21 protein-coding genes and 2 pseudogenes are annotated in these 22,411 nt (G+C 66.7%); 8 read left to right on the top strand and 15 right to left on the bottom strand.

Features of this window, described 5'->3' with window-relative positions; translation table 11 throughout:
- Positions 1 to 79: 79 nt before the first annotated feature.
- A complete protein-coding gene (locus tag GZ998_RS06420) occupies positions 80 to 1,063 on the bottom strand; it encodes an alpha/beta hydrolase (RefSeq protein ID WP_219109385.1) in 984 nt (327 codons plus the stop codon).
- A 163-nt stretch (positions 1,064 to 1,226) separates the two neighbouring features.
- Between GZ998_RS06420 and GZ998_RS06415 the strand changes: the two genes are divergently transcribed.
- The gene (locus GZ998_RS06415; protein ID WP_162679702.1) at positions 1,227 to 2,153 is read left to right on the top strand and encodes a LysR family transcriptional regulator; all 927 of its coding nucleotides are present in this window, start codon (positions 1,227 to 1,229) and stop codon (positions 2,151 to 2,153) included.
- 180 nt (positions 2,154 to 2,333) lie between these two features.
- On the opposite strand, the gene GZ998_RS06410 is transcribed toward GZ998_RS06415, so the two are convergent.
- On the bottom strand, positions 2,334 to 3,395 hold the full coding sequence (locus GZ998_RS06410; protein WP_219109384.1) for a LacI family DNA-binding transcriptional regulator: 1,062 nt from the start codon (positions 3,393 to 3,395) through the stop codon (positions 2,334 to 2,336).
- A 203-nt stretch (positions 3,396 to 3,598) separates the two neighbouring features.
- On the opposite strand from GZ998_RS06410, the gene GZ998_RS06405 reads away from it, so the two are divergent.
- Genes GZ998_RS06405 through GZ998_RS06395 form a run of 3 tightly spaced genes read left to right on the top strand, consistent with a single transcriptional unit; the run spans position 3,599 to position 7,255 of the window.
- The gene (locus GZ998_RS06405) at positions 3,599 to 5,113 is read left to right on the top strand and encodes a sugar ABC transporter ATP-binding protein (RefSeq protein ID WP_219109383.1); all 1,515 of its coding nucleotides are present in this window, start codon (positions 3,599 to 3,601) and stop codon (positions 5,111 to 5,113) included.
- On the top strand, positions 5,110 to 6,093 hold the full coding sequence (locus GZ998_RS06400) for an ABC transporter permease (protein WP_162679700.1): 984 nt from the start codon (positions 5,110 to 5,112) through the stop codon (positions 6,091 to 6,093). Before GZ998_RS06405 ends, GZ998_RS06400 begins: the two co-directional genes overlap by 4 nt.
- A gap of 46 nt (positions 6,094 to 6,139) precedes the next feature.
- Positions 6,140 to 7,255 carry a substrate-binding domain-containing protein gene (locus GZ998_RS06395; RefSeq protein ID WP_219109382.1) on the top strand — a complete coding sequence of 372 codons (1,116 nt, stop codon included), beginning with the start codon at positions 6,140 to 6,142 and terminating at the stop codon, positions 7,253 to 7,255.
- 112 nt (positions 7,256 to 7,367) lie between these two features.
- Here GZ998_RS06395 and GZ998_RS06390 read toward each other — a convergent pair whose 3' ends face one another.
- The 6 genes and pseudogenes from GZ998_RS06390 to GZ998_RS13380 form a co-directional block, all read right to left on the bottom strand.
- Entirely contained in the window at positions 7,368 to 8,861 is a 1,494-nt protein-coding gene (locus tag GZ998_RS06390) for an ATP-binding cassette domain-containing protein (protein ID WP_219109381.1), read from the bottom strand.
- Between the two features lie 410 nt (positions 8,862 to 9,271).
- The gene (locus GZ998_RS06385) at positions 9,272 to 10,282 is read right to left on the bottom strand and encodes an aldo/keto reductase (RefSeq protein ID WP_219109380.1); all 1,011 of its coding nucleotides are present in this window, start codon (positions 10,280 to 10,282) and stop codon (positions 9,272 to 9,274) included.
- Positions 10,283 to 10,451: 169 nt separating this feature from the next.
- Entirely contained in the window at positions 10,452 to 11,711 is a 1,260-nt protein-coding gene (locus GZ998_RS06380) for an ATP-binding protein (protein WP_219109379.1), read from the bottom strand.
- Positions 11,712 to 12,173: 462 nt separating this feature from the next.
- Positions 12,174 to 12,551, bottom strand: coding sequence for a zinc ribbon domain-containing protein (locus tag GZ998_RS06375; protein ID WP_257505375.1), 378 nt, complete (start codon positions 12,549 to 12,551; stop codon positions 12,174 to 12,176).
- A gap of 117 nt (positions 12,552 to 12,668) precedes the next feature.
- Complete coding sequence (locus GZ998_RS13070; protein ID WP_308807178.1) at positions 12,669 to 13,181, bottom strand: DUF4143 domain-containing protein; 513 nt, start codon at positions 13,179 to 13,181, stop codon at positions 12,669 to 12,671.
- Positions 13,182 to 13,315: 134 nt separating this feature from the next.
- A pseudogene (locus GZ998_RS13380) lies at positions 13,316 to 13,552 on the bottom strand (ATP-binding protein); the annotation flags it as partial.
- A 244-nt stretch (positions 13,553 to 13,796) separates the two neighbouring features.
- Between GZ998_RS13380 and GZ998_RS13060 the strand changes: the two are divergent.
- Positions 13,797 to 14,210, top strand: coding sequence for a hypothetical protein (locus GZ998_RS13060; RefSeq protein WP_257505372.1), 414 nt, complete (start codon positions 13,797 to 13,799; stop codon positions 14,208 to 14,210).
- A gap of 26 nt (positions 14,211 to 14,236) precedes the next feature.
- On the opposite strand, the pseudogene GZ998_RS13485 reads toward GZ998_RS13060, so the two are convergent.
- Positions 14,237 to 14,488: pseudogene (locus tag GZ998_RS13485) on the bottom strand (hypothetical protein); the annotation flags it as partial.
- A 500-nt stretch (positions 14,489 to 14,988) separates the two neighbouring features.
- Complete coding sequence (locus GZ998_RS06360; protein WP_203234155.1) at positions 14,989 to 15,264, bottom strand: helix-turn-helix domain-containing protein; 276 nt, start codon at positions 15,262 to 15,264, stop codon at positions 14,989 to 14,991.
- Between the two features lie 195 nt (positions 15,265 to 15,459).
- Here GZ998_RS06360 and GZ998_RS06355 point away from each other — a divergent pair, with 195 nt between their 5' ends.
- Complete coding sequence (locus GZ998_RS06355) at positions 15,460 to 15,795, top strand: nuclear transport factor 2 family protein (RefSeq protein WP_219109376.1); 336 nt, start codon at positions 15,460 to 15,462, stop codon at positions 15,793 to 15,795.
- A gap of 47 nt (positions 15,796 to 15,842) precedes the next feature.
- Positions 15,843 to 16,481 carry an SDR family oxidoreductase gene (locus GZ998_RS06350; RefSeq protein WP_219109375.1) on the top strand — a complete coding sequence of 213 codons (639 nt, stop codon included), beginning with the start codon at positions 15,843 to 15,845 and terminating at the stop codon, positions 16,479 to 16,481.
- A gap of 381 nt (positions 16,482 to 16,862) precedes the next feature.
- Here GZ998_RS06350 and GZ998_RS06345 read toward each other — a convergent pair whose 3' ends face one another.
- Complete coding sequence (locus tag GZ998_RS06345; RefSeq protein WP_161924676.1) at positions 16,863 to 17,495, bottom strand: HXXEE domain-containing protein; 633 nt, start codon at positions 17,493 to 17,495, stop codon at positions 16,863 to 16,865.
- Between the two features lie 131 nt (positions 17,496 to 17,626).
- On the opposite strand from GZ998_RS06345, the gene GZ998_RS06340 reads away from it, so the two are divergent.
- Complete coding sequence (locus GZ998_RS06340) at positions 17,627 to 18,202, top strand: TetR/AcrR family transcriptional regulator (RefSeq protein ID WP_219109374.1); 576 nt, start codon at positions 17,627 to 17,629, stop codon at positions 18,200 to 18,202.
- Between the two features lie 103 nt (positions 18,203 to 18,305).
- On the opposite strand, the gene GZ998_RS06335 is transcribed toward GZ998_RS06340, so the two are convergent.
- From GZ998_RS06335 to guaA (GZ998_RS06320), 4 genes are all read right to left on the bottom strand, one after another.
- On the bottom strand, positions 18,306 to 18,482 hold the full coding sequence (locus tag GZ998_RS06335) for a hypothetical protein (RefSeq protein WP_219109373.1): 177 nt from the start codon (positions 18,480 to 18,482) through the stop codon (positions 18,306 to 18,308).
- Positions 18,483 to 18,510: 28 nt separating this feature from the next.
- Positions 18,511 to 19,329: a Fic family protein gene (locus GZ998_RS06330; protein ID WP_219109372.1), complete on the bottom strand. Its 819-nt coding sequence runs from the start codon at positions 19,327 to 19,329 to the stop codon at positions 18,511 to 18,513.
- A gap of 126 nt (positions 19,330 to 19,455) precedes the next feature.
- Positions 19,456 to 20,451, bottom strand: coding sequence for a glutamine-hydrolyzing GMP synthase (gene guaA, locus GZ998_RS06325; RefSeq protein ID WP_219109371.1), 996 nt, complete (start codon positions 20,449 to 20,451; stop codon positions 19,456 to 19,458).
- A 258-nt stretch (positions 20,452 to 20,709) separates the two neighbouring features.
- Positions 20,710 to 22,308, bottom strand: coding sequence for a glutamine-hydrolyzing GMP synthase (guaA, locus tag GZ998_RS06320; protein WP_219109370.1), 1,599 nt, complete (start codon positions 22,306 to 22,308; stop codon positions 20,710 to 20,712).
- Positions 22,309 to 22,411 lie beyond the last annotated feature (103 nt).

Here is a 22,411-nt window from a genome sequence, read left to right as displayed (position 1 = left end):
CCAGGCATTCGGGGCGGCCCACCACCGGTGGGCCGCCCCGAACACTATGTCGCACCCGGACCCGGGCCGCTAGCGTCGCTCACGCGAGGTTGGCGTGCAGGAACTCGGCGATCCTCTCCCACGGGATGGCGCCGCTGGCGCCACCGTCATACAGGTCGGTGTGGGAGGCGCCGGGGATGGAGACGAATTCCTTGTTGTCCCCCTGCAGCCGGGCGAAGGCGTCCTTGCCCATGTAGTAGGAGTGCGCCTTCTCCCCGTGGACGATCATGACGGCGTTCTCGATCTCCTCGATGTAGCCCAGCAGGGTCGCGTTCATCAGCGAGGAGCCGCCGATGACAGTCCACCCGTCGTTGGAGTTCAGGGAGCGGGGGTGGTAGCCGCGGGGCGTCTTGTAGTAGGCGTAGTAGTCCTTGACGAAGTCGGGGGCGTCGTCGGGCAGGGGGTCCACTACCCCGCCGGCCAGGGCGTAGGTGCCGGAGCGGTAGTCGGCGGTGCGCTGGGCGGCCACGGATGCGCGCGTCTGGTTGCGGGCCTCGGCGGAGTCGGCGGAGTCGAAGTAGCCGTTGGCGGCCACCCGGCTCATGTCGTACATGGTGGAGACCACCGTCGCCTTGATGCGCGGGTCTGCGGCAGCGGCGGCAAGGGCCATGCCGCCCCAGCCGCAGACGCCGATGATGCCGACGTGCTCGGGATCGACGTCATCGCGCACGGACAGGAAGTCGACGGCGGCCTGGAAGTCCTCGATGTTGAGGTCCGGGGAGTTCATGTAGCGCGGCGTGCCGCCGGACTCGCCGGTGAAGCTGGGGTCGAAGGCGATGGTCAGGAAGCCGCGCTCGGCCATGGTCTGGGCGTACAGGCCGGACGACTGCTCCTTGACGGCGCCGAAGGGGCCGGACACCGCCAGTGCGGGCAACTTGCCCGTGGCAGCCTTGGGCCGGTACAGGTCGGCGGCGAGGGTGATGCCGAAGCGGTTGTGGAAGGCGACCTTCTCATGGTCCACGGCGTCGGACTGGGGGAAGACCTTGTCCCATTCCTGGGTCAGTTCGAGGTTCTCGATGCTCATGGCGCGCTGCTCCGTATCTCCGTGTCTGCGGGTATCTGTGGCTGTCTGCAGCGCCCGGCGTGGTGCCGCGGCGCCTCTGACGTCTAAATTAACCGTCCGCATGACATGACGCTAATGACTGTTTGGCATACACGACATGCCGTGTTGGCATATCGTAGCGGGCATGGAGATACGCACGCTGCGCTACTTCGCCGCCGTGGCCCGCGAGGAGAACATGACGCGCGCCGCCGCTCAACTGCACGTCTCGCAGCCGACGCTTTCGAAGCAAATGAAGGCACTGGAGCACGAGCTGGGGCACAAGCTGTTTGTCAGGCGCTCCTTCAGCATTGAGCTCACCGAGGAGGGCCGTCTGCTGCGGGAGCGGGCCGACGACCTCCTCCGCCTGGCGGACCGCATCGAAACCGACTTCCTCGCCCTGGGCGACGTCACCGGCGGCGACCTCTACCTGGGCCTGGCCGAGTCCTTCCAGGTGGGTCTGCTCGCCCGCCAGCTCAAAGGGCTCAAGCAGGAGTGCCCCGGGCTGCGCTACCACGTCACCAGCGGCGACACCGAGCAGGTCACCGAGAAGCTGGACCGGGGCCTGCTCGACTTCGCCGCGATCGTTGAGGAGCCCGACGGCGAGCGCTTCAGCCGCTACGAGACGCTGCCGCTGCCCGTGGCGGACAGGTGGGGCGTGGTGCTGCGGCGCGAGGACGCCCTGGCCCGCAAAGAAGCCGTCACCGTGGACGATCTGGCGGGAGTGCCGCTGTTCTGCTCGGAGCAGTCCTGGGCACGGGACATCCCGGCCTGGGCCGGCGGCCGCATGGGCGAGCTGCAACTGGAGGGGACCTTCCGCCTGCCCTACAACGGCGCGGTGTTCGCCCGCGAGGGCCTGGGTTACCTGCTCACCTTCGACCGCCTGGTGGACACGAGCGAGTCCAGCGGCCTAATCTTCCGCCCGCTCGAGCCCGCCCTGGAGTCCCGCATGTACTTGATCTGGCGCCGCCGGCAGGCCCTGTCCCCCATCGCGGAGCGCTTCCTGGACCGCCTGCGCGCCTCACTCGTCGACGACGCAGAGAGCAAAGGGGCGGGAAGTGATGAAAGCAGCTGACACGGCGCCGCTGCCGTTGGCGTCGATCCCCTCTCGCCGAAACCGGCGCGGTCAACCCACCCGAACCAGTGAAACACGAACAACGCGTTTTCAACCGGTCTCGGCACGTCACTAGTGCCGGTCTCGATGCGTTACTCGTGCCGGTCTCGGCACGTCACTAGTGCCGGTCTCGGTGCGTTACTAGTGCCGGTCTCGGCTGGGAAGGATCTCCCCACTGCCGCGAGTGATGAACTGCGTGGGGATCACGATGTGCTCGGGCCGGGGGGCCTCGCCCTCCAGACGGCGGAACAGGCGCTGCGCGGCCACCCTTCCCATGCGCCGGGGGTCCTGCCGCACCACGGTGAGCGCGGGCTGAAGCATGTCCGCAAGCGGCAGGTCGTCGAAGCCGATATGCGCAATCCGGTCGCGCAGTTCCAGCTCGTGCAACGCGTGCAGCGCCCCCTCGGTGAGGAGGTTCTGCCCGCTGAAGATCGCCGTCGGCGGGTGCGGCCTGCTGAAGAGCTCGGTGACGGCACGCTCGGCCGCCTCCGCCCCCACCAGCCCGGACACCACGATGGCGCCGTCGGCGCCGGCACCGCGAGAAGTGAATGCGGCGGCAAACCCCTCTTGCCGCTCCACCGCGGTGGCCACATTCAGGCGCTCGGTGAGCAGGGCGATACGGCGGTGACCACGCGCAAGCAGGTGCGCAGTCGCCCGCTCTGCCGCAGCCCGGGTATCGCTGGTTACACGGTCGGCCTCGATGCCGTGCGGCGCCCGGTCCACGAAGACGATCGGCACCCCCAGGTGCAGCACCCGCTCCAGGGCAGCCCCGTCCGCCGTGGTGGTGTTGACGATGATGCCGTCCACGTGGCGCCTGATGGAGTCCTCCACCGCCGCCACCTCCCGCTCCGGCTCCTCGTCCAGGCTGGAGGCCAGCACCGCCACATCGTGCTCGCGGGCGACGTCCTCCACACCCCGGTGGAGCTCTCCGGCGAAGGGATTGTCAACGCTGCCCACCAACAGGGCGATGGTGCGCGTGGCGCCGCCGGGGCGGCGCAGGCTGCCGGCGCGCAGGTCAACGTGGTAGTCCAACTCACGGACGGCATCCCAGACGCGCTCGGCGGTGGCGTCGGAGACATTGGGCTCACCGTTGACCACGCGCGAAACCGTCTTGACGCCGACTCCCGCCAGGCGGGCGACCTGCTTCATGGTGGCCCGCCGCCGCGGCCCCGGCGCAGAGTCGGCAGATGAGTATGACGTCACTGTCTCCTCCCCGATTCTTAAAACGCACTTGACCCGAGTGGAAACCAACCGTACCATCGTCACTGCGATTGACATCGTTGTCAGTACTGGAACGCCGCCACTTGGGGGCATTCCAGTAACCCCTTCCCACCGGCCGCTCCGGCGACCCTCCCAGCCGCGCCCGGCACCGCCGCCCGCGGATTACCTCAAGCAATGGAGCAGATATGGCACCACCACAACCACCCCGGCTGAGACTCACAGACGTCTCCAAGTCCTTTCCCGGAGTGCAGGCCCTCAGCGGCGTGTCCTTCGACCTGATGCCAGGAGAAGTGCACGCTCTCGTCGGGGAGAACGGCGCCGGCAAGTCCACCCTGGTGAAGATCCTCACCGGCATCCACCCGGACTTCGAGGGCAGCTACGAGTACGACGGCGCCCCGGCGGCCTTCCGCTCCATTCGCGACGCCCAGCGGGCCGGCATCGCCATCGTCCATCAGGAACTCAACATGATGGCCGACCTGACCGTGGCGCAGAACATCTTCATCGGGCGAGAGTCCTCCTCCCTGCTCATCTCGGACCGCACGCTGAATCGCCGCGCCCAGGAGTTACTGACCGAGCACGAGGTCGACGTCGCTCCGCAGGCACTGTTACGGGACCTGTCGGTCTCCAAGGCGCAATTGGTGGAGATCGTGCGCGCCATGTCCTTCGAGGCCACCATGGTGCTGATCCTGGACGAGCCGACGGCGGCCCTGTCGGAGGCTGAGAGCGCCGAGTTGCTTCGACGGGTGCGACGCCTGCGGGACCGCGGCGTGGCGGTCGTATACATCTCCCACCGCATGCACGAGGTCATGGCGATAGCCGACCGCATCACGGTCCTGCGCGACGGCGCGCACGTCGGCACGCTCAAGACGTCCGACACCGACCTGGACGAGATCATCGAGATGATGGTCGGGCGCCAAGTCGTCAACACCCCCAAAGCCGCCTCCGAGGTGGCACCCGACGCCCCCGTCGTCATGCGGGCCGAGCACCTGGCCTCCGCCGACGTCAAGGACGTCTCCTTCACGCTGCACCGGGGAGAGATCCTCGGCTTCGCCGGCCTGGTAGGCGCAGGCCGCACGGAGACCATGCGGATTGTCGCGGGCGCGGACCGCCCCACAGCCGGGCGGCTGGAGGTCAACGGCGCCGAAGTCTCCTTCCACCGCCCCAAGGACGCCATTCGTGCGGGAATCGCCTACCTGTCCGAGGACCGCAAGCGCTTCGGCCTGGTAACCGGCCTGTCGGTCTCCGACAACACGGTCCTGGCCTCTTACGACGCCTTCACCACCGCGACGGTGGTGCACGAGCGGGCGATCCAGCGCGCCACTCGCCGTTACGTCGACATGCTGCGCATCAAGACTCCGTCCACGCGCCAGCGGGTGCGCAACCTCTCCGGCGGCAACCAGCAGAAGGTGGTGCTGGCCAAGTGGCTGCTGCGCGACGTCGACATCCTCATATTCGACGAGCCCACGCGCGGCATCGACATCGGTGCACGCGCAGAGATCTACCAGCTCATGCGCGACCTGATCGCGCAGGGGAAGTCAATCATCCTCGTCTCCTCCGACCTCGACGAGGTCCTGCACCTGTCCGACCGCGTGGTTGTCATGCGGGAAGGGCGCAAGACCGGGGAGCTCGACGCCTCCGAGGCGACTCAGATCAAGATCATGGAACTGGCCACCAAGCAGGAAGAAGGTCGCGCAGCATGAGCGCAAATATCATCAAGAACAACCCACTGCGCGCGCTGCCCATGCAGCAGCTGATGGCGCTGGCCGCACTGGTCATCCTGTACGCGTTCTTCGCCGTATTCGGTAACCACTTCCTGTCCCCCAGCACCTTCGTCTCGATCCTCGACTCCTCCTACTACATCGGGTTTCTGGCCATCGGCATGACCTTCGTCATCATCACGGCGGGCATCGACCTGTCCTCCGGGACGGTGATGGTCGGCTCCGCGCTGGTCGGCGGCGTGGCCTACAACGTCTGGCACCTGCCGATCGCCGTAGCACTGCTGGTCGTACTGGCGACTGGGGTCGCCTTCGGCATCGGTAACGGCGTCCTGGTCGGCTTCCTGCATATCCCACCCTTCATCGCCACCCTGGGCATGCAGTTCGCCTCCCTGGGCCTGTGCGCGGTGATCGCCCAGGTGCAGACGCAGACCTACCCGAGCCTGACCTCCGACGACGGCTGGTTCAAGACGGTCCTGTACAAGGCGGGGAACCTGCCCGTGGGCATCTTCTGGCTGGCGGCCTTCTTCGTGATCGCCTGGTTCATCCTGACTCGCACCAAGCTCGGCCGCTACACCTACGCCATCGGCTCCAACGAGGAGGCCGTCGAGCTGTCGGGCGTCGTCGTGTCGCGGTGGAAGTTCTGGGTCTACGTGCTCAACGGCTTCTTCTGCGGACTGGCCGGCGTCATCTACGCCGCCACCTTCTCCTCCATCACCCCGCAGACCGGAAACGGTCAGGAGATGTACGCCATCGCCGCCTGCGTGATCGGCGGCACCTCGCTGGCAGGCGGCGTCGGCTCCCTGTGGGGAACCATCATCGGCGTCTTCGTCATCTCCGTGCTCAAGACGGGCCTGCTGTCAATGGGCCTGCCGGTGCAGTGGCAGCAGGTCCTCATCGGCGTCGTCGTAGTGCTCGCGGTCCTGCTCGACGTCATCCGCTCGCGTCGCTCCGGCCGCGCCTGATCCCGCCATCCGTTCTTCTCCCCCAGCCCACGAAAGGAAAACAACCATGTCCACCATGCTCACCCGGAGGACCGCGCTGACGGCGGCGCTCGTATCCGCCTGCTCGGTATCCCTGCTGGCCGCTTGCAGTGACGACGGCGGCTCCGCAGGTGCGGACGGGAAGATGAAGGTCATCATCATCTCCAAGAGCTACCAGAACCAGTTCTATCAGGCCGCCTTCAAGGGCGCGCAGGACGCCGCAGATGAGCTCGGCGTCGACCTGGAGACCAATGGGCCCGACGCGGAGAGCAACGTCTCCCAGCAGGTGGAGCAGCTGGCCTCCGCGGTCAACCAGCGGCCCGCCGCGATCGCCCTGGCCGCCTGCCAGCCCGACGCCGTGCAGGACGCCCTGGTGAACGCCAAGAACCAGAACATCCCGGTGATCGGCTTCGACTCGGGCGTGCCCGACGACGCCTCCGGCGCGGTGCTGGCCACCGCGACCACGGACAACGAGGTAGCGGGCGGCAACGTCGCCACCAACCTCGCCGCCAATGCCGATTTGCAGTCCGCCCTGGCCTCCGCGAGCGCGGACTCCCCCGCCGTCATCGGGGTGCTCGCGCAGGACTCGACCTCCGGCTCGATCGTCCAGCGCGTGGACGGCTTCACCGCCACCCTGGTGAGCGAGTTGGAGAAGCTCGACGGCCTGGCGGGGGCGGTGGACGTGTCCGGGCAGCAGCGTTGGACCACGCCGTCGTCCAACCCCGCCAAGGTGAAGATCGTCGTCACCGTGCCGCCGACCACCAGCCAGGCGGATATTCAGTCCGCGGCCACGTCGATCCTGTCCACGGACGGGCTGGTCGCGCTGTTCGCCGCGAACCAGGACGCCGTCAACGGCGTCATCAGCGCCACCGCAGACGCCTCCCAGCTGGATCGCGACTCCGGCCGCTACAAGGATCTGCTGGTGGTGGGCTTCGACGCCGGCACCTCCCAGAAGGACGCCGTGCGCTCAGGGGCCTTCCTCGGCTCGGTAACCCAGGACCCCTACCAGATGGGGTACCAGGCGGTCGCCCTCGCCGTGCAGGCGGCCAATGGTGAGAGCGTCGAGGACGTGGACACCGGCTCACACTGGTACGACTCCTCCAACATCGACGATGAGGACATCTCGGTGCTGCTGTACGACTGAGAGATCCGAACAGGCGTGAGGGCCGGCGGCGCGTTGCCGCCCGGCCCCCACGCCTGTTCCACTGCGGTCGCGGCCTGCAATGACTTGGCAACGGCGACCGGGCAACGCTCGCCTAATCCACGGCCAGCCACAGCTCTCCCGTGTCCTGCCGGCGAATCCGCCAGGTGGTGGAGGTGGTCGCCTCCACCAGGGCGGCGTCGTGGGAGACGAGCAGCAGCGCCCCAGGAAATGCCGCCAGCATCGCCTCCAGCGCCCGGATGGAGCCGACGTCCAGGTAGTTGGTGGGCTCGTCCATGACGATCAGCTCAGGCCGGTCGAGGACGCCGAGGGCGAGCATGAGCTTGCGCATCTCTCCGGGACTGATTGCGTCCCCCTCCAGGACCCGCTCCGGAGAGGAGTTGAGCCGGGCGACGATCGACAGCACCCGGCCGCGACGTTCGGTACCCATCCCGGCCAGACGCGCCAGCGTCGCCTGTCTTGTCGCCCGGTCCGGCTCCTGAGGCACATACAGGCGGGTGGTGTCCTGCGGCAGATGCCCCAGTAGGGCGCCGACGAGCGTGGTCTTACCTTTGCCGTTGCCACCCGCCAGTGCCACATGGTCGCGGCTGTCCAGGTGCAGGGCCGGGGTGTGCAGCGTCGTCGTCTCCCCCAGGGGCAGGGCCAGCGGCTCGGTGCGCAGCAGCACGGGCCTTCGGCTCGGGGCGGCGTCCACCCACGCATCGGCGTCGTAGCGCTTGTCGATCCTAATAGCCTCCACTTCGGCGTCGGCGCGGGCGAGCCGGGCCTCCATACGGGAGGCAAGCCGCCCCGTCTTGCCGTCCTGCCCGCTCACCACGGCTAACCGGCGGCGGAAGCGCGCGTCGTTATCGTGCTTGGCGATGTTGCGTCCGGAGCGGCGGGAGGCGGTGCGGGACGCCTCCTCGCGACGTCGCTGGGTCTCCCGGGCCAGACGCCGCTGCTCGCGCCTGGCCGCCTCACGCCACTGGAGGGCGGTGTCACGCTCTAGCTCGGCCTGAGCGGCGGCCTGGGTATAGCCGCCCGGGCGCATGACGGCGCTCCCAGGAGCCATCAACAGGCACTGGGTGCACAGCGCGTCCAGCAAGGCGCGGTCGTGGGCGATGAGGATGCCGACCCCGCTGAAGCGCGCCAGGGCGGCGCGTATGGCCGCGCGGGCGGGGGCGTCGGCGTGGTTGGTCGGCTCGTCCACCACCAGCACGTCTGGTTGTTCCCACAGGGCGCAGGCGATCTGAACCAGTTTGCGCTGTCCGCCCGAGAGGGTGTCGTAGCGCCAGGCCCAGTCGTCGTCGACGCCGAGGTCGCGCCGCAGCCGCATGGCGACCTCGTCGTAGGCGCAGGCGAAGTCCGTCAACGCCGACGGCGGGGCGGTGGCGTCCTGGGCGCAGTAGTGGGCCACGAGCCGCGGAGCCACCGTGCCGGCGTCGGGTTTCAGGTCGCCACAGGCGATGCGGGCGAGGGTGGTCTTGCCGCAGCCGTTGTCGCCGACTACGCCGGTCCAGCCGGTCGGGAAGGTAACCGTGATGCCGGCCAGCGCCGGGGAGGCGGCACCGGGGTAGGTGTAGTGGATATCGGACAGGGTGAACTGCATGCGGGCCTCCTGGGGTGAGGGGGCCGTGCGGCGGTGCAGGCTGTTCGCGATAAGGACTTTCCGACGGGGCCGTATTTGTGTGGCAGGCGGCGCGCCCGCTGGAGCGGGTTCAGTCTGCGCCGGATGGGGCGCGAGCTCAGGCCGGTGGCCTATCGGTATGGAGGTCAGCGATGCTGCACCCCGGGCACGGCCTCATGTGTTGAGTCTGGTTCCGTGCGCCCGTGGGGCGTCGCTACTTCCTCATGCGCCCGACGCTACTGGGTTGGCGCACGCTCGTCCAGCCCAGCTATGGCTTGTCCCGGCTTCGCCAGTACTCCCCACCGCATGTGCGCAGTCAGCATGCAGGGCGCAGCTCCGCCCCGGCAGGACCAGCAGCATTGCCGGGGCGGCGCACCTCGATCATGATCCAGTCACTTGCTCGCAGTTGCGCCGGCGAGCGGCTTGTCGCCGGGGCGGGCGAGCGGGCCGACCAGCTCGTGAGGCTGGTAGAGCTCCTCCAGGTAGGCGACCTCCTCCGCGGTGAGCTTCAGGTCCAGGGCGCGCACGGCGTCGTCAACCCGGCTGGGCCGCGAGCAGCCGACGATCGGTGCGGCCACGCCTCGTGCCCAGTGCCAGGCCAGTGCCACGTCCGCCATGGGAACGCCGCGCTTCTCCGCGGTCTCGGCCACGCGCTCGATGATGGGCATGTCGATCTCGCGGTCGTGGTCGTACTTGCTGCTCATGATCTTGTCGGTGGTGGAGCGCACGGAGTCGGAGTCCCAGGTGGGGCGGGTCAGGTGACCGGAGGCGAGCGGGCTGTACGGGGTGAGCGACATGCCGTACTGCTGGCACACGGGGATCAGCTCGCGCTCGTCCTCACGGTAGAGCAGGTTGTAGTGGTTCTGCATAGAGGCGAAACGGGTCCAGCCGCCCACGTCCGCGGCCAGCTGCAGGTTGTGCAACTGGTAGCCGTACATGGCCGAGGCGCCCAGCGCCCGGACCTTGCCCGCCTTCACCAGCGAGTCGAGGGCCTCCATGGTCTCCTCAACCGGGGTGCCGTAGTCGAAGCGGTGGATGATGTACAGGTCCAGGTAGTCGGTGCCCAGGCGCTTGAGGCTGCCCTCGATCTCCCGGTTGATCGCCTCCCGGGACAGGTGCCCCTCGTTGAAGTAGACCTTGGAGGCCAGTACCACGTCCTCCCGCTTGACGCCTAGGTTCTTCAGGGAGGCGCCGATGAACTCCTCGCTGGTGCCGCGGGCGTAGACGTTGGCGGTGTCTATGAAGTTCACGCCCAGCTCCAGGGCACGGGCGATCACCTCCTGGGTGGCGCTCTGGTCAATGGACCACTGGTGGGAGTCGGGGAAGACCTCCCCAAAGCTCATACCGCCGATGCACAGGCGAGGGATGGTGATGTCCGTGGTTCCGAGCTTGGTGTACTCCATGTCAGAGTCTCCTTGGGTACGTGAGTCGGTATGCGCGTTCGGGCGCGGGGCGGCGACGCCGTCGCCCGGACCTCAGCCTGCCCCGGGCGGCTCCCGCACAGCCAGGTTCTGGCAGTGCCCCCTCGAACACACGTCGAGCCGAGCAACCGGGCTGCAGGGCGCCGCGTTGTCAGTTGCGCAGACAGGCCAGGGGGATGACGAAGACGCCGTCATCTCGGCGGTAAGCGGTGGCTCCGGCGGTGATCACCGCAAGGAAGGACGGCTCGCCCATTCGGTCCAAGTCCACACGGTCCCGCAGGCGGCGCAGGTGGGCAGCAGCATCGTCAAGTTGCGCTGAACCGAGCTTGACCTCGACCGGCGCCCACCGTCCGTCGGCGAGGACGATGACAGCGTCCGCCTCTAGGCCGGTCTTGTCGCGATAGTGGAAGAGCGTCCCGTCGTTGGCTTCGGCGTAGACCCTCAGGTCGCGCACGCACAGCGATTCGAACTGCAGTCCGAAGGTCTCGAAGTCACCTAACAGGTCAGCCGGACTCCAGCGCATGACGGCAGCACCGATAGACGGATCCACGAAATGACGGGTCGGGCTGGTTCTGATCGCGGTCTTCGAGCGCAGCGCGGGGTTCCATGCAGGCAGGTCCTCGATCACGTAGGCGCGCGACAATGCGTCGAGATAGTCGCTTACCGTGTTGGGTGCCATGGAGGCTTCATCAACCGCTAGGTCGGCCGCGATCGTGGCCTGTGAGGCCTGAGTGGAGACGTGGCGCGCATAGGCGCGCATGAGTGCGCGCATGCGGGTGGCGTTTCGGGCGACACCATCCATGCGCGCTACGTCGGAGTCGACCAGGCCCTCAACATAGTTCCTTGCCAGGCGCCCGGCCGGCACCGCTGCGCCTGCGGTGACGGCGGCAGGCCAGCCGCCGCGGCAGAGCACCCGTGCCATGTCTTCCACGTCAAGCGTGGCGACGCCGACGATCTCCGTTTCTCCGTCGAAAAGCGCCTTTAGAGACACCTGCCCAGTGGACTCCTCCGACTCGAAGAGCGTCATGGTCCGCATGACTAGGGAGGCAATCCTCCCGACGCCGGAATGCATCCCCTGTACAGTCGGCGTGGATGAGCCGGTGAGTATGAACTGCCCCGGCTCGCCGCGGCGGTCGACGGCGAAGCGGATCGCGTCCCACAGCTGCGGAGCCATCTGCCACTCGTCTATGAGTCGCGGGGTCTCACCTTCCAGCAGCGCGGAGGGCTTTGCATCAGCGAGCGCGAGGTAGGACCGACTGCGGTCTGGATCCTGGAGGTATATGACGCTGCCGGCCTGCTGTAAGGAGGTAGCGGTTTTGCCGCACCACTTCGGTCCCCTGACCTGCACCGCACCGCTGATCGCCAGCGCCTCGCCAAGCAGGTCGTCTGCGAGTCGTGGCAGGTAGCGCATGGCTCGTTCCTCCAGCTTCCGAATCCCGCATCCTTCCGACGCCAGCCTACCCGACTGCGTCAGGTGGACCGGATCCGTTGCGTCAGTTGGACCAGATCTGTTGCGTCAGTTGGACCGGATCCGTTGCGTAAGTTGGCGCCAGTCCGGCTCTTCCGGTACAAGAGTGCGCCGGACGGGTAAGGCCGAGGGTGTTCAGATGCGCGCGCATCGCGGCAGCCGGTTGCGACGGCCCGATCCCGGCGCAGACCGTGGCGGAATGTCCGAGAACGGCACGAACGGCGCCGGACGCGTAGGCAACCGCGAGCAGAACGTTGCAATCATGCGGGTGCCGCATCAGGCTGCATGGGCATCGACGGCGTTTCTGCCGAATCTGGACATTTCTGCCTCCGCCCTGGGGCATGCCCTCCACCAGGCCCTGGCGAACGAGCCTGCCACCGCACCCCAAATACACAGCTTCGCGCCTTATCGCTTCTGCCAGCGCCGCAGGTGGGGCAGTACCGCACTCATGTAGGAGATGGCCTCGTCCTCGGTGATGTGCACACCCTCGGACATGTACGGAGCGCTGTTCTCGATCGCCTCTTCCAGCGTCTCCGGACCGATGAAAGCGCCGTCCTGGTAGCACCAGGCGCAGTAGTCCTCGGACTTGGTGCCGTCCATCTTCTTGCCGTGCTGCTCCTCCTTCGGGATGGGCATGCCACAGCTCTGGCAGTGGGGTCCGGGGGTGGCCCCGGTCTCCCAGCGCGAGACCGCCTGCCGGGTGACCATGACCCGCTGCGCCAGTTCGTCCTGCGTCAATCCCCGCTCCACTCGGACCTCGGCGACGACTTCTCCGATTGTCATATCGGCCTCCTCTTCCGCGGCTTCCCAGCGCTGCCGCCACATAAGAACAGCACACGCCCCGTCGAGCAACGGGTTGTTGTACCGCCACCCCGATCGCCGATCATGGGCACAAGGCCCTCAGGGGAAAGGTGAGGACGCCGTCGGAAGCTTCATAGTGGGACCGTCCGCAGTCACGACGGCGGTGAAGACCGGTGCGGGCGTACATCGCGTGTCAATGTCCGCCACGAACGCGGCCAGGGAGTCCTGGGCCCGCGCTATCTGCCGCTGCCCCAATTTGACCTCAAAAGCAGCCCAGTGACCGTCATCGAACTCGACGACGGCGTCGGCCTCCTTTCCCGACTTGTCCCGGTAGTGGTAGACACGCCCGCCCCGCAACTCGGCGAAAGTACGCAGATGCTGCACAACCTGGGACTCGAACCACAACCCGGCGGTATCCAGGTCTTGCATCAGGCGCTCTGCCGAGGTCCCGGTGATGGCTGCAGCCAGTGCGGGATCCACGAAATGGAGTTTTGATGAGGTTCGCACCGCGTAGCGCGAGCGCAGGTGCGGAGCCCACGCGGGCTGCTCTTCGACAATGAAGAGCCGCCTAAGGGCGTTGACGTAGTTCGCGGCGATATCTGCACTGAGCACCTGAGTTGTACAGGCAGCGGCGCCTCGCCGTCGAACAGTGCCGCCAACGAGACCTTCCCTGTACCCAGGCCCCGCTCGAACAGGGTCATCGGCCGCAGGCGCACCCTGGAGATCCGGTGGATACCAGAATGCCGCGTAGCATCCTCGGCGGGAACCGAGGAACCGGTGAGTATGAACTGTCCGGGGCGTTGCCTGGAGTCGACCTCCCGTCGTACCGCATTCCACAGGTCCGGCGCCAGCTGCCACTCGTCGATCAGCCTAGGAGTATCACCCTCCAGCAGCAACGCAGGATCGAGGTCGAGCGCAGCTCGAATCTGGGGCAGACCCGAGTCCAGGGCGACCTCGGATGCCGCATGCTGCCGTCCGGTCATGGTCTTGCCGCAGCGCGCACGCCTTCGATGAGAAGCCCGCCCGAATAGCCCAGGATCTCGCTTATCAGTGCGTCAACGACGCGAGGACGGTAGCCCGTACCGGTCATCGTCCGCCTCCCACAATACAGTGCAAAACCAACCTCGACCCGAGAGTTGGCATCATTCCAACCCGGCAGTTGGCACCCTTCCAACCCGGCAGTTGGCGTCATCTCAAGCCTCAACCAGCCGCACGAGGCTGCTAACAATGCGCGCCATCGGTCAGGGCACGAGCCCCATCCATCACCAGGCCGACGCCGATGTCCATCATCCGCTGTGGCGCAACCGCCTTTCCCCCTTCAAGTCACGCCTGGTAGATGCGCAGCGGAGCCGAAGTGACATGAGCCGGGTACAACGCCCACTCGCCCGCGTCCCAGCCCTGCGGGATGTTGCCGCTGCCATCCGCCTCACGGACCTCGGCCATCATCCGCTCACGGATGGCGTCGTGCCGCCCAGCAACGGTGACCGCCTCATAAAACTCGTCTGCGCGACGCTGAACTCGAAAAAGGCACGGGTGATCACCTCGGCATTCTCTGGAAATGACAGCCCCGCGATGCGCTCGATGTCGGGCTGGGAGTACTGCGCCTGCACCTCGGCCAGCAGGTACTCGATGGCTGGGTAGTGGCAGTAGAAGGCCTTCTTGTTGATGCGCGCCCGCTCGCACAGCTCTTTAACAGTGACTGCCGCGAAGCCCTTCTCCAGGATCAGCTGCCTGAAGGAACTCTTCCGGTCTGCGGGTGTGGTGGGTGGTGGCTGTTGCCGGCCTAGTGGGTTGGGTGCTGGCGGGTGGTGTGCGCCTCGGGCGACCGCCGTGGGGCGGAATGTCCAAATTCGGCACGAAGGCCACCGACGACCGCTGGGACCGATTTGAAAACCGCATGATTCCAACGTTCTACCCATGTCCTAGGGCGATGTCGGAGTCGTTTATGCCGTTTCTGGACACTTCGGGCCGCTACACACGGGAACGAGCACCAACAGCGAGCCACCGCGGGCGGACAAGGCCACCCGCGCACCCGAGATCACCCCGGAGTCCAACACCACGCCCCCGAAGCTGGAAGAGCCCCGCCCGCAACTCTCCAAGGCATTGCCGTACTCGACGGCGAGCGGCACAGCTGGTTAGCCGTCCACCCGGGGCTTGCGGCCCTGCCCTGCATCCGGCGCGCTGCCTGGCGGCGGCGAGGCAGGCCGGGCCCGGCGCCCGCACCTTTCCCAGGCCCCTACTGGTCTCAGGGCCCTGCTTGGACCGCATCTCCGCGGTTGGACCGTCTGGGAGTGCGCCTGGGGCGGCCCAAGTGCAGCCGGACGGTCCAAGCGCAGCCCGGCAGTCCAAGCAGACACGAGCCAGTCGACCGAACCGCCACCCGTCAGCATCCCTGCTTGCCGAGGCCGAGGCGACGGACTCAGCTCATATGCGCCTCGCCCCAAGTACACAGCTGGTCGAGCACCTCCATGAGCGACTCCCCCAGCTCGGTCAGCGAGTACTCCACCTTCGGAGGAATCTGCGGATACTCCTGGCGCGCCACCAGGCCGTCCGCTTCTAGTTCCTTCAGATTCGCGGACAGGGTCTTGTCCGTGATCCGGCCCAGATAACGCCGCATTTCGTTGAAGCGAACCGGCTGAAACTCCATCAGGCAGTACAAGACGGCCATCTTGTGCTTACCTCTGATGAGCGACATCGTGTAGCTGTAGCCGGTGCCCTCGAACTTCGCGTCCGCAATGCTTGTGCCGCGATCCGACATCTTTGCACTTTCTTCTGAGATGGTACCTATCTTCTAAAATAGTACTAGCCTGGTCTCCGGCGGCGCAATAGAGTGCCGCACGTGGGGCGGGCACCCACAGCGCTCCGCCCTCAGACCAGAGAGGACACCGGCATGGCTAACGCATCCATCCGCGACTACCAGGACATCATCGACTGCGTGAAGATCTACACCGAGGGCGGCAACGTGAGCGGTGATGCACAGCGCCCCGCCTTCATGGAGGGCGCGACCATCAATGGGGATCCCATCCAGACCCTGTTCGACACCGTCGACCAGCTCGGCCCCGGCGAGTCGACCGCGCAGATTGACGTGCTCGACGTCGTGAATGACATCGCCGCCGTACGCGTAACGATGGAGAACTTCCACGGCGCCGGCTACGTGGACTTCCACGTACTGAGGAAGACCGAGCAGGGATGGAAGATCGCCGCGAAGGTATTCACCGACAAGTAACCGCCGACGGACGGAGAAGACGGAATATGACGGGAAAGGAGATCGCCATGAAGGTGTTTGTCGCAGGAGCGTCCGGGCGCGTGGGTCAGGAGCTGGTGTCGCGCCTGGCGGCGCGCGGATATGAGGTGATCGCCGCGTCCCGCAATGCCGAGTCCCGGCAGTGGCCGACGGGCGTCGTCGCCCAGGACTTCGATTTCCATGCCGACGTCGAGGCGATGACAGCCCAGGTACGCGGAAGCGACGCCGTAGTCTTCACCGCCGGTTCGCGCGGCAAGGACCTGCTGCAGACCGACGCGTTCGGTGCCGTGAAACTCATGCGGGCCGCTGCCGCGGCCGGCATCAGCCGCTTCATAATGCTCAGCTCGATCTTCTCCTTGCAGCCCGAGAAGTGGGAACAGGAGCCGTCGCTGAAGAACATCACCGACTACAACATCGCCAAGTTCTTCGCCGACGAGTGGCTGACCAGGCTCTCGGGCCTGGAGTGGACTCTGGTACAGCCGAGCGTATTGGAGGAGGAGGCGGGCACCGGGCTCATCGAGCTATACCCGCAGCACGACGGGAGCATTCCCATCCCCGACGTCGCCGAGGTCCTGGCCCGCGTTCTCGACACGCCCAGCACCGTCGGCAAGGTGCTCACGATCAAGCGGGGCGATGAACCCATCGCCGACGCCCTGGCTCGCGCCTGATCTGCGCGCGGAGGCGCCCCAACTAAGAGCGAGCCGACCGGGCTCCACCGGCGGCCGACTCAGGGGGTGACCACCACCTTGCCCGAGGCTCCGCCGGCGTCGACGCGCGCCAGCACCACGGACACCTGCGCCAGCGGCAGGACCTGCCCCCACCTGCACGGGTACGCCCGGCTACGCCAGGATCGTCGAGGCCCGCTCCAGCTGTGCACCGTCGGAGTGGGCGAAGACGAAGCGGTAGCGCTGCCCGCGCTTGGCGGCTGCGCGGATGCCAACCAGCGCGAACAACACCCGCTTGAGAGGTCCGTGTCCCGCCTAGGAACGCCAGGTTACATATCTCGCAGTAGAACGGGTCTTCAGACAAGCCATCACAGCCCCTACCTCCTATTTCACAGCCACGGCACCGTAGGCGGTGCGGTCGGTTAGAGCGAAACCCGGCTTGCGCCCCAGACCCCAGTAGACCGGCGAGCGGAAGCACAGCCAGAACACGGCCACGAGCCAAGCGACAGCAATAACCCAGTCGAACCACATAAAGCTCGCAGAGTCGAAGACCCGCGTGAAGTAGCGCACAGCTATTGGGGTAAGGCCGACCACCGCGGTGACCATGCCGGGATTGTAGAGCGTGCGCAGCCGTACATTGAACACAACCAAGTGCATGAGGATCTCGGCGACATTGAAGAGCATAGCCGCCAGCACGAGCGGGCGCGCACCAGGTACGATTATGGGAAGAATATAAACAAGCAGCAGGAAGCCCCAGTTGCCGTACATGGAGTTGAGGTTGTTGCAGTCCCACTTGGACGAGTCCATCTCGCCGCTGCCCATGAGCACCTTGACGCCCATAAAGGGAAATCCACCCGGGAAACCAAACTCCTCGAAAAAGTGCAAAAACAACACCATTACCGACGCGATCTGCAGCGTGAGCAGCGGGCCGCGCGCTATGAAGATGGCAGCCAGCGCCACACCTCCCGCCAAGTACACCGACACATAATGCCAGTTGTTCACGATTGTCTTGCCCATGGCACCCGCCTTCCATCGGGATCTGTCCGTTGACACCGTTGTACGCCCCGGCAACAGCCCCTGCAATGAGCAAAATAGCTCGATGGTACAATATCGAACCGTTCGTCTAGATTCGTCTAATGAGAGGTACCATGAACGAGGAAGACCTACGCGTGGTAAAGACACGCGAGAACATAGAGGGCACGTTCATGCGGCTTCTGGGCGAGAAGGACTTCTCTCAAGTCACCGTGGCCGAGCTCATTCGCGAATGCCGCATATCCAAGGGCACGTTCTACTACCACTACCGCGACAAGTATGACCTTGCCGAGAGGCTGCTACGGCGACAATTCGAGGTATTCGCTACCGTGGTGGATGAAAGCCGAACCGCCATTGAGAACGGCGATGCCGAGGTTGGACGCCTGGTGGCTACCCTCGTGCAGCTTGTCACCAATTTTGCTCGCCTGAGCTCCATCCGCACGCCCGAGCTGGACTCAAGGGAGGAGCTCACGCGTTTCCTGCAGGACAAGTTCGTAGCCTACATCGGCCAGCAGCCTGAGCTAAGGACCCGGGATCCCGAGCAAGTCGCCAGGTTCCTGGCCGCGATCGTCGTTGCCGAGGCCGAAATGGTCGGCGCGGGCAGGGTTGAGGCAGGCCCTGTCTTCTTTGAGGCGCTGCATGACCTGGCTGCCCTCATTGAGAGGCTGCCAAGGCCCTCCACGCAACCCTGACCACCACCGCACGCATCCTTCAGGATGCCGTCCCGAAAGCCAGGCAGGTCAATATGACGCAGCAGAGGTACCGTCCACTTCGCACACCATCAGCCATTCGGTCTCATCGGCGCCGTCGCCCACGATGCGGAAGCCCATTCGCTCGTACAGGCTGCCCGGTGAAGTCCTCGGGCACGTGGACGGCCTCCAGCAGGAAGTCCTTCAGCAGAAAGTCCTCCAGCAGGGGCGTCTCCTCGAGCCGCAGCGACCGAATCGCGATTGCATCGTCTTCGATGATCAAAACCCGGTCTCCGCGGCTGGCCGGACGCTCAGCCGATGTACGGGATGCGGAAGTAGTCGAGGTGTTGTTTGAAGCGGTCCTGCGCTGCACGGCAGGTCTCCAACAGGAATCCGGGCTGCGAGTCCCATTCGCGCAGGCCCCGGTAATAGAAGCCCTTCATGTCATCGGTGATGATGAAGGGCACGACGCCACTCGCCAGACACTCACCCAGCATGATTAATCTCCCGACCCGGCCGTTGCCGTCCTGGAAAGGGTGGATGCGCTCGAAGCACACGTGCATGTCAATGATCTCTTCCAGGGTGTGGCGCTGAGCCGGACGATAGCGGGTCAGGAGCGCACCTATCGCCTCAGGCACCTCTTCGGGCGGCGTCGTCGGCATCCCGGAGACCTCGTTGGGCACGCGCTTGTAGTCGCCGACGGCGAACCATTCCTTGGCGGCGTCGCCGGTCGCCGCCTTGAGAATGCGATGCAGACGCTTGATCGCACCCTCGGTGAGCGGCTCACCCACATGGTCGATTACAGCGTCGATAGCGCGGAAGTGGTTGGAGGTCTCGACGACGTCGTCCACGCGTACCGGCCCCTCGGAGGCGTCTAGCGTACGGGTCTCGAAGATGAGGCGGGTCTGCTCCTCGGAGAGCCGACTGCCCTCAATCCGGTTCGAGGAGTAGGTGAGGTCAATCTGGAGGCGGTGGTAGATCCCGCCCTTAATCCTCTCCGCCTTCTCCGCTCGCAGCCGGGCCAGTAGCGGCGATCCGGGCACGTTGACGCGCTCCGCGGCATCATTCAGCAAGGGCGCCGTCGCCGCGCGTGATGGCCGCGTCACCGGCGCATCGTCATCAGTCGTCATCGGACACGATTGTAGGGTCCGGCGCCGTCTATTCGGCGGCCCAAGGTTCCATGCCACATTCCCGACCGGCTGCAGCATGCTGCACTTGCTTGGGGTAGCCCGTCGCGCGCCCCTCGCTCTACCTGCCTATTCCCATTCGATGGTGCCGATGGGCTTGGGGGTCAGGTCGTAGGCCACCCGGCACACGCCAGGGACCTCCGCCAGGATGCGGGTGGTGATCCGCCGCAGCAGCGGCCAGTCGAGCTCGGGCACCTCGGCGGTCATGGCGTCGACCGTGTTGACGCAGCGGATGATGACGGGCCAGTCGAAGGCGCGCTTGCCCTCGCGCACGCCGGTGGCGCGCATATCCGGCACCACGCAGAAGTACTGCCAGATGTCCTGGCCGGCGGCCTCGATCTCCTCGCGGACGACGGCGTCGGCCTCCCGCAGCGCCTCCATGCGGTCGCGGGTGATCGCACCCAGGCAGCGCACCCCCAGTCCCGGACCGGGGAAGGGCTGGCGCTCCACCATGGACTCCGGCAGGCCGAGCCGGCGGCCGACCACGCGCACCTCATCCTTGTAGAGCAGCTTGACGGGCTCGACGAGCTCGAAGTCCATGTCCTCGGGCAGGCCGCCGACGTTGTGGTGGGCCTTCACGCCGTCGGCGGACTCCAGGATGTCGGGGTAGATGGTGCCCTGCCCCAGGAAGCCGACACCCTCAAGCCCCGCAGCCTGCTCGGCGAACACGTTGATGAACTCGGCGCCGATGAGCTTGCGCTTGGCCTCGGGGTCGGCCACGCCCGCCAGCAGGTTCAGGAACCGGTCCGTGGCGTCGACGTATACGAGGTTGGCACCCAGCCCGTCCCGGAAGACCTCGATCACCTGCTCGGACTCGCCCTTGCGCATGAGGCCGTGGTTGACGTGGACGCTGATCAGCTGCTTGCCGATCGCCTTGATAAGCAGGGCGGCGACGACGGAGGAATCGACGCCGCCGGATAGGGCGAGCAGCACCTTGCCGCCGCCGACCTGCGCGCGCACGGCCTCGACGGCCTCGGCGATGAAGGCGTCCGCCAGCTCTGGGGTGGTGATGCGCTCCATGTCGGGGCGCTGGTTGGAGGTGAAGTCCACTACGGTCTCCTTCATCGTCGCGTGCGTGCTCCGCGGACGACTCTACTGCCATCCCCGAGACGGCGCGGAAGAAGCCGACCCTTCACGATGAGCGGGCACCCAAGATGTCAAAATCGATGACAAACGCGTCCAGGGGCGTTGGCGCCAGCGAACAAAACGTTGGAATCATGCGGGTGCCGGATCGGCTCTCGCCGGCATCGGGAGTGTTTGTCATCAAAATTGACACTTCCGCCCCGGGCACACCGCCGCGCACTCAGCAGTCTGCGGCCGTCGCTACTCCCACTCGATGGTGGCCGGGGGCTTGCTGGTCACGTCCAGCACCACGCGGTTGACCTCCGGGACCGCGTTTGTGATGCGCGTGGAGATGCGAGCCAGCACGTCGTAGGGCAGCCGCGTCCAGTCCGCCGTCATGGCGTCCTCACTGCTCACCGGCCGCAGCACCACCGGGTGCCCGTAAGTGCGCCCGTCGCCCTGCACACCCACCGAGCGCACATCGGCCAGCAGCACCACCGGGCACTGCCAGATCTCCCCATCCAGCCCCGCCGCCGTCAACTCCTCGCGGGCGATCGCGTCCGCCGCCCGCAGGATGCGCAGGTTCTCGCGCGTCACCTCGCCGATGACGCGAATACCCAGCCCCGGCCCGGGGAAGGGCTGGCGGGACACGATCCCCTCGGGCACACCCAGCTCCCGGCCGATGGCGCGCACCTCGTCCTTGAACAGGGCGCGCAGCGGCTCGATCAGCTCGAAGTCCAGATCCTCGGGCAGGCCACCCACGTTGTGGTGGCTCTTGATATTGGCGGCGCCCTCGCCGCCGCCGGACTCGACCACGTCCGGGTACAGCGTGCCCTGCACCAGGAACTTGATCTCCCCGCCGACGGAGCCCACCTCCTCAATCACACGCCGCTGGGCGGCCTCGAAGGAGCGGATGAACTCCCTGCCGATGATCTTGCGCTTGGCCTCCGGCTCGCTCACGCCCGCGAGCGCGGTCAGGAAGCGCTCGGACTCGTCCACGGTGATCACGCGGATGCCCATGCCCTGGGCATAGTCGTGCTCCACCTGCTCGCGCTCGCCGGCGCGCAGCAGGCCGTGGTCCACGAAGATGCAGGTCAGCTGGTCCCCGATGGCCCGGTGCACCAGGGCCGCGGCCACGGAGGAGTCGACGCCGCCGGACAGGCCGCAGATTACGTGGGCGTCGCCCACCCGCTCCCGGATGGCCTCGACCTGCTCGTCGATGATGTTGCCCGGCGTCCAGGTGGCGGGAATGCCGGCGCCGTCGTGCAGGAAGTTCTCCAGTGCCCGCTGCCCGAACTGCGAGTGCATCACCTCCGGGTGCCACTGCAGCCCGTACAGGCGCCGGGCGGGGTCCTCGAAGGCGGCCACGGGCGTCTGCGCGGTGGAGGCGGTGACGGTGAAGCCGTCCGGGGCGGCCTGCACGGCGTCGCCGTGGCTCATCCACACCGCCTGCCGGGCGGGGGTGCCGGCGAACAGGCAGGAGTCGGGGTCGACGTCGGCCTCGGTGTGCCCGTACTCGCGGGTGCCGGTGCGCCCGACGGTGCCGCCGAGGGCCTGGGCCATGGTCTGGAAGCCGTAGCAGATACCCAGCACCGGCACCCCCGCGTCGAACAGGGCCGGGTCCACGCCCGGGGCGCCGTCGGCGTACACGGAGGCGGGCCCGCCGGACAGGATGATGGCGGCCGGATGCTTGGCGAGCATGCCCGCCGCCGACATGCTGTGGGGCACAATCTCGGAGTAGACGCTCGCCTCGCGCACGCGACGGGCGATCAGCTGGGCGTACTGGGCGCCGAAGTCCACCACGAGGACGGGGCCGGTCCGGCCCTCCTCCCCGGTGGCGGCATGGGGAGATGTCGTCACCGGCACAGGATAGCGGGATCCGCCGCTGCGATGACGACGACGTCCGCGAGCGCCACGGCCGAGCACCACGGCCACCCGAACGCTCTTCGACGTGCGCGCTTCC

The organism is Actinomyces sp. 594 (assembly GCF_019325145.1).
GTDB lineage: Bacteria > Actinomycetota > Actinomycetes > Actinomycetales > Actinomycetaceae > Actinomyces.
The sequence above is the reverse complement of the archived record's forward strand: the minus strand, read 5'-3'. Positions and strand labels throughout refer to the sequence as shown.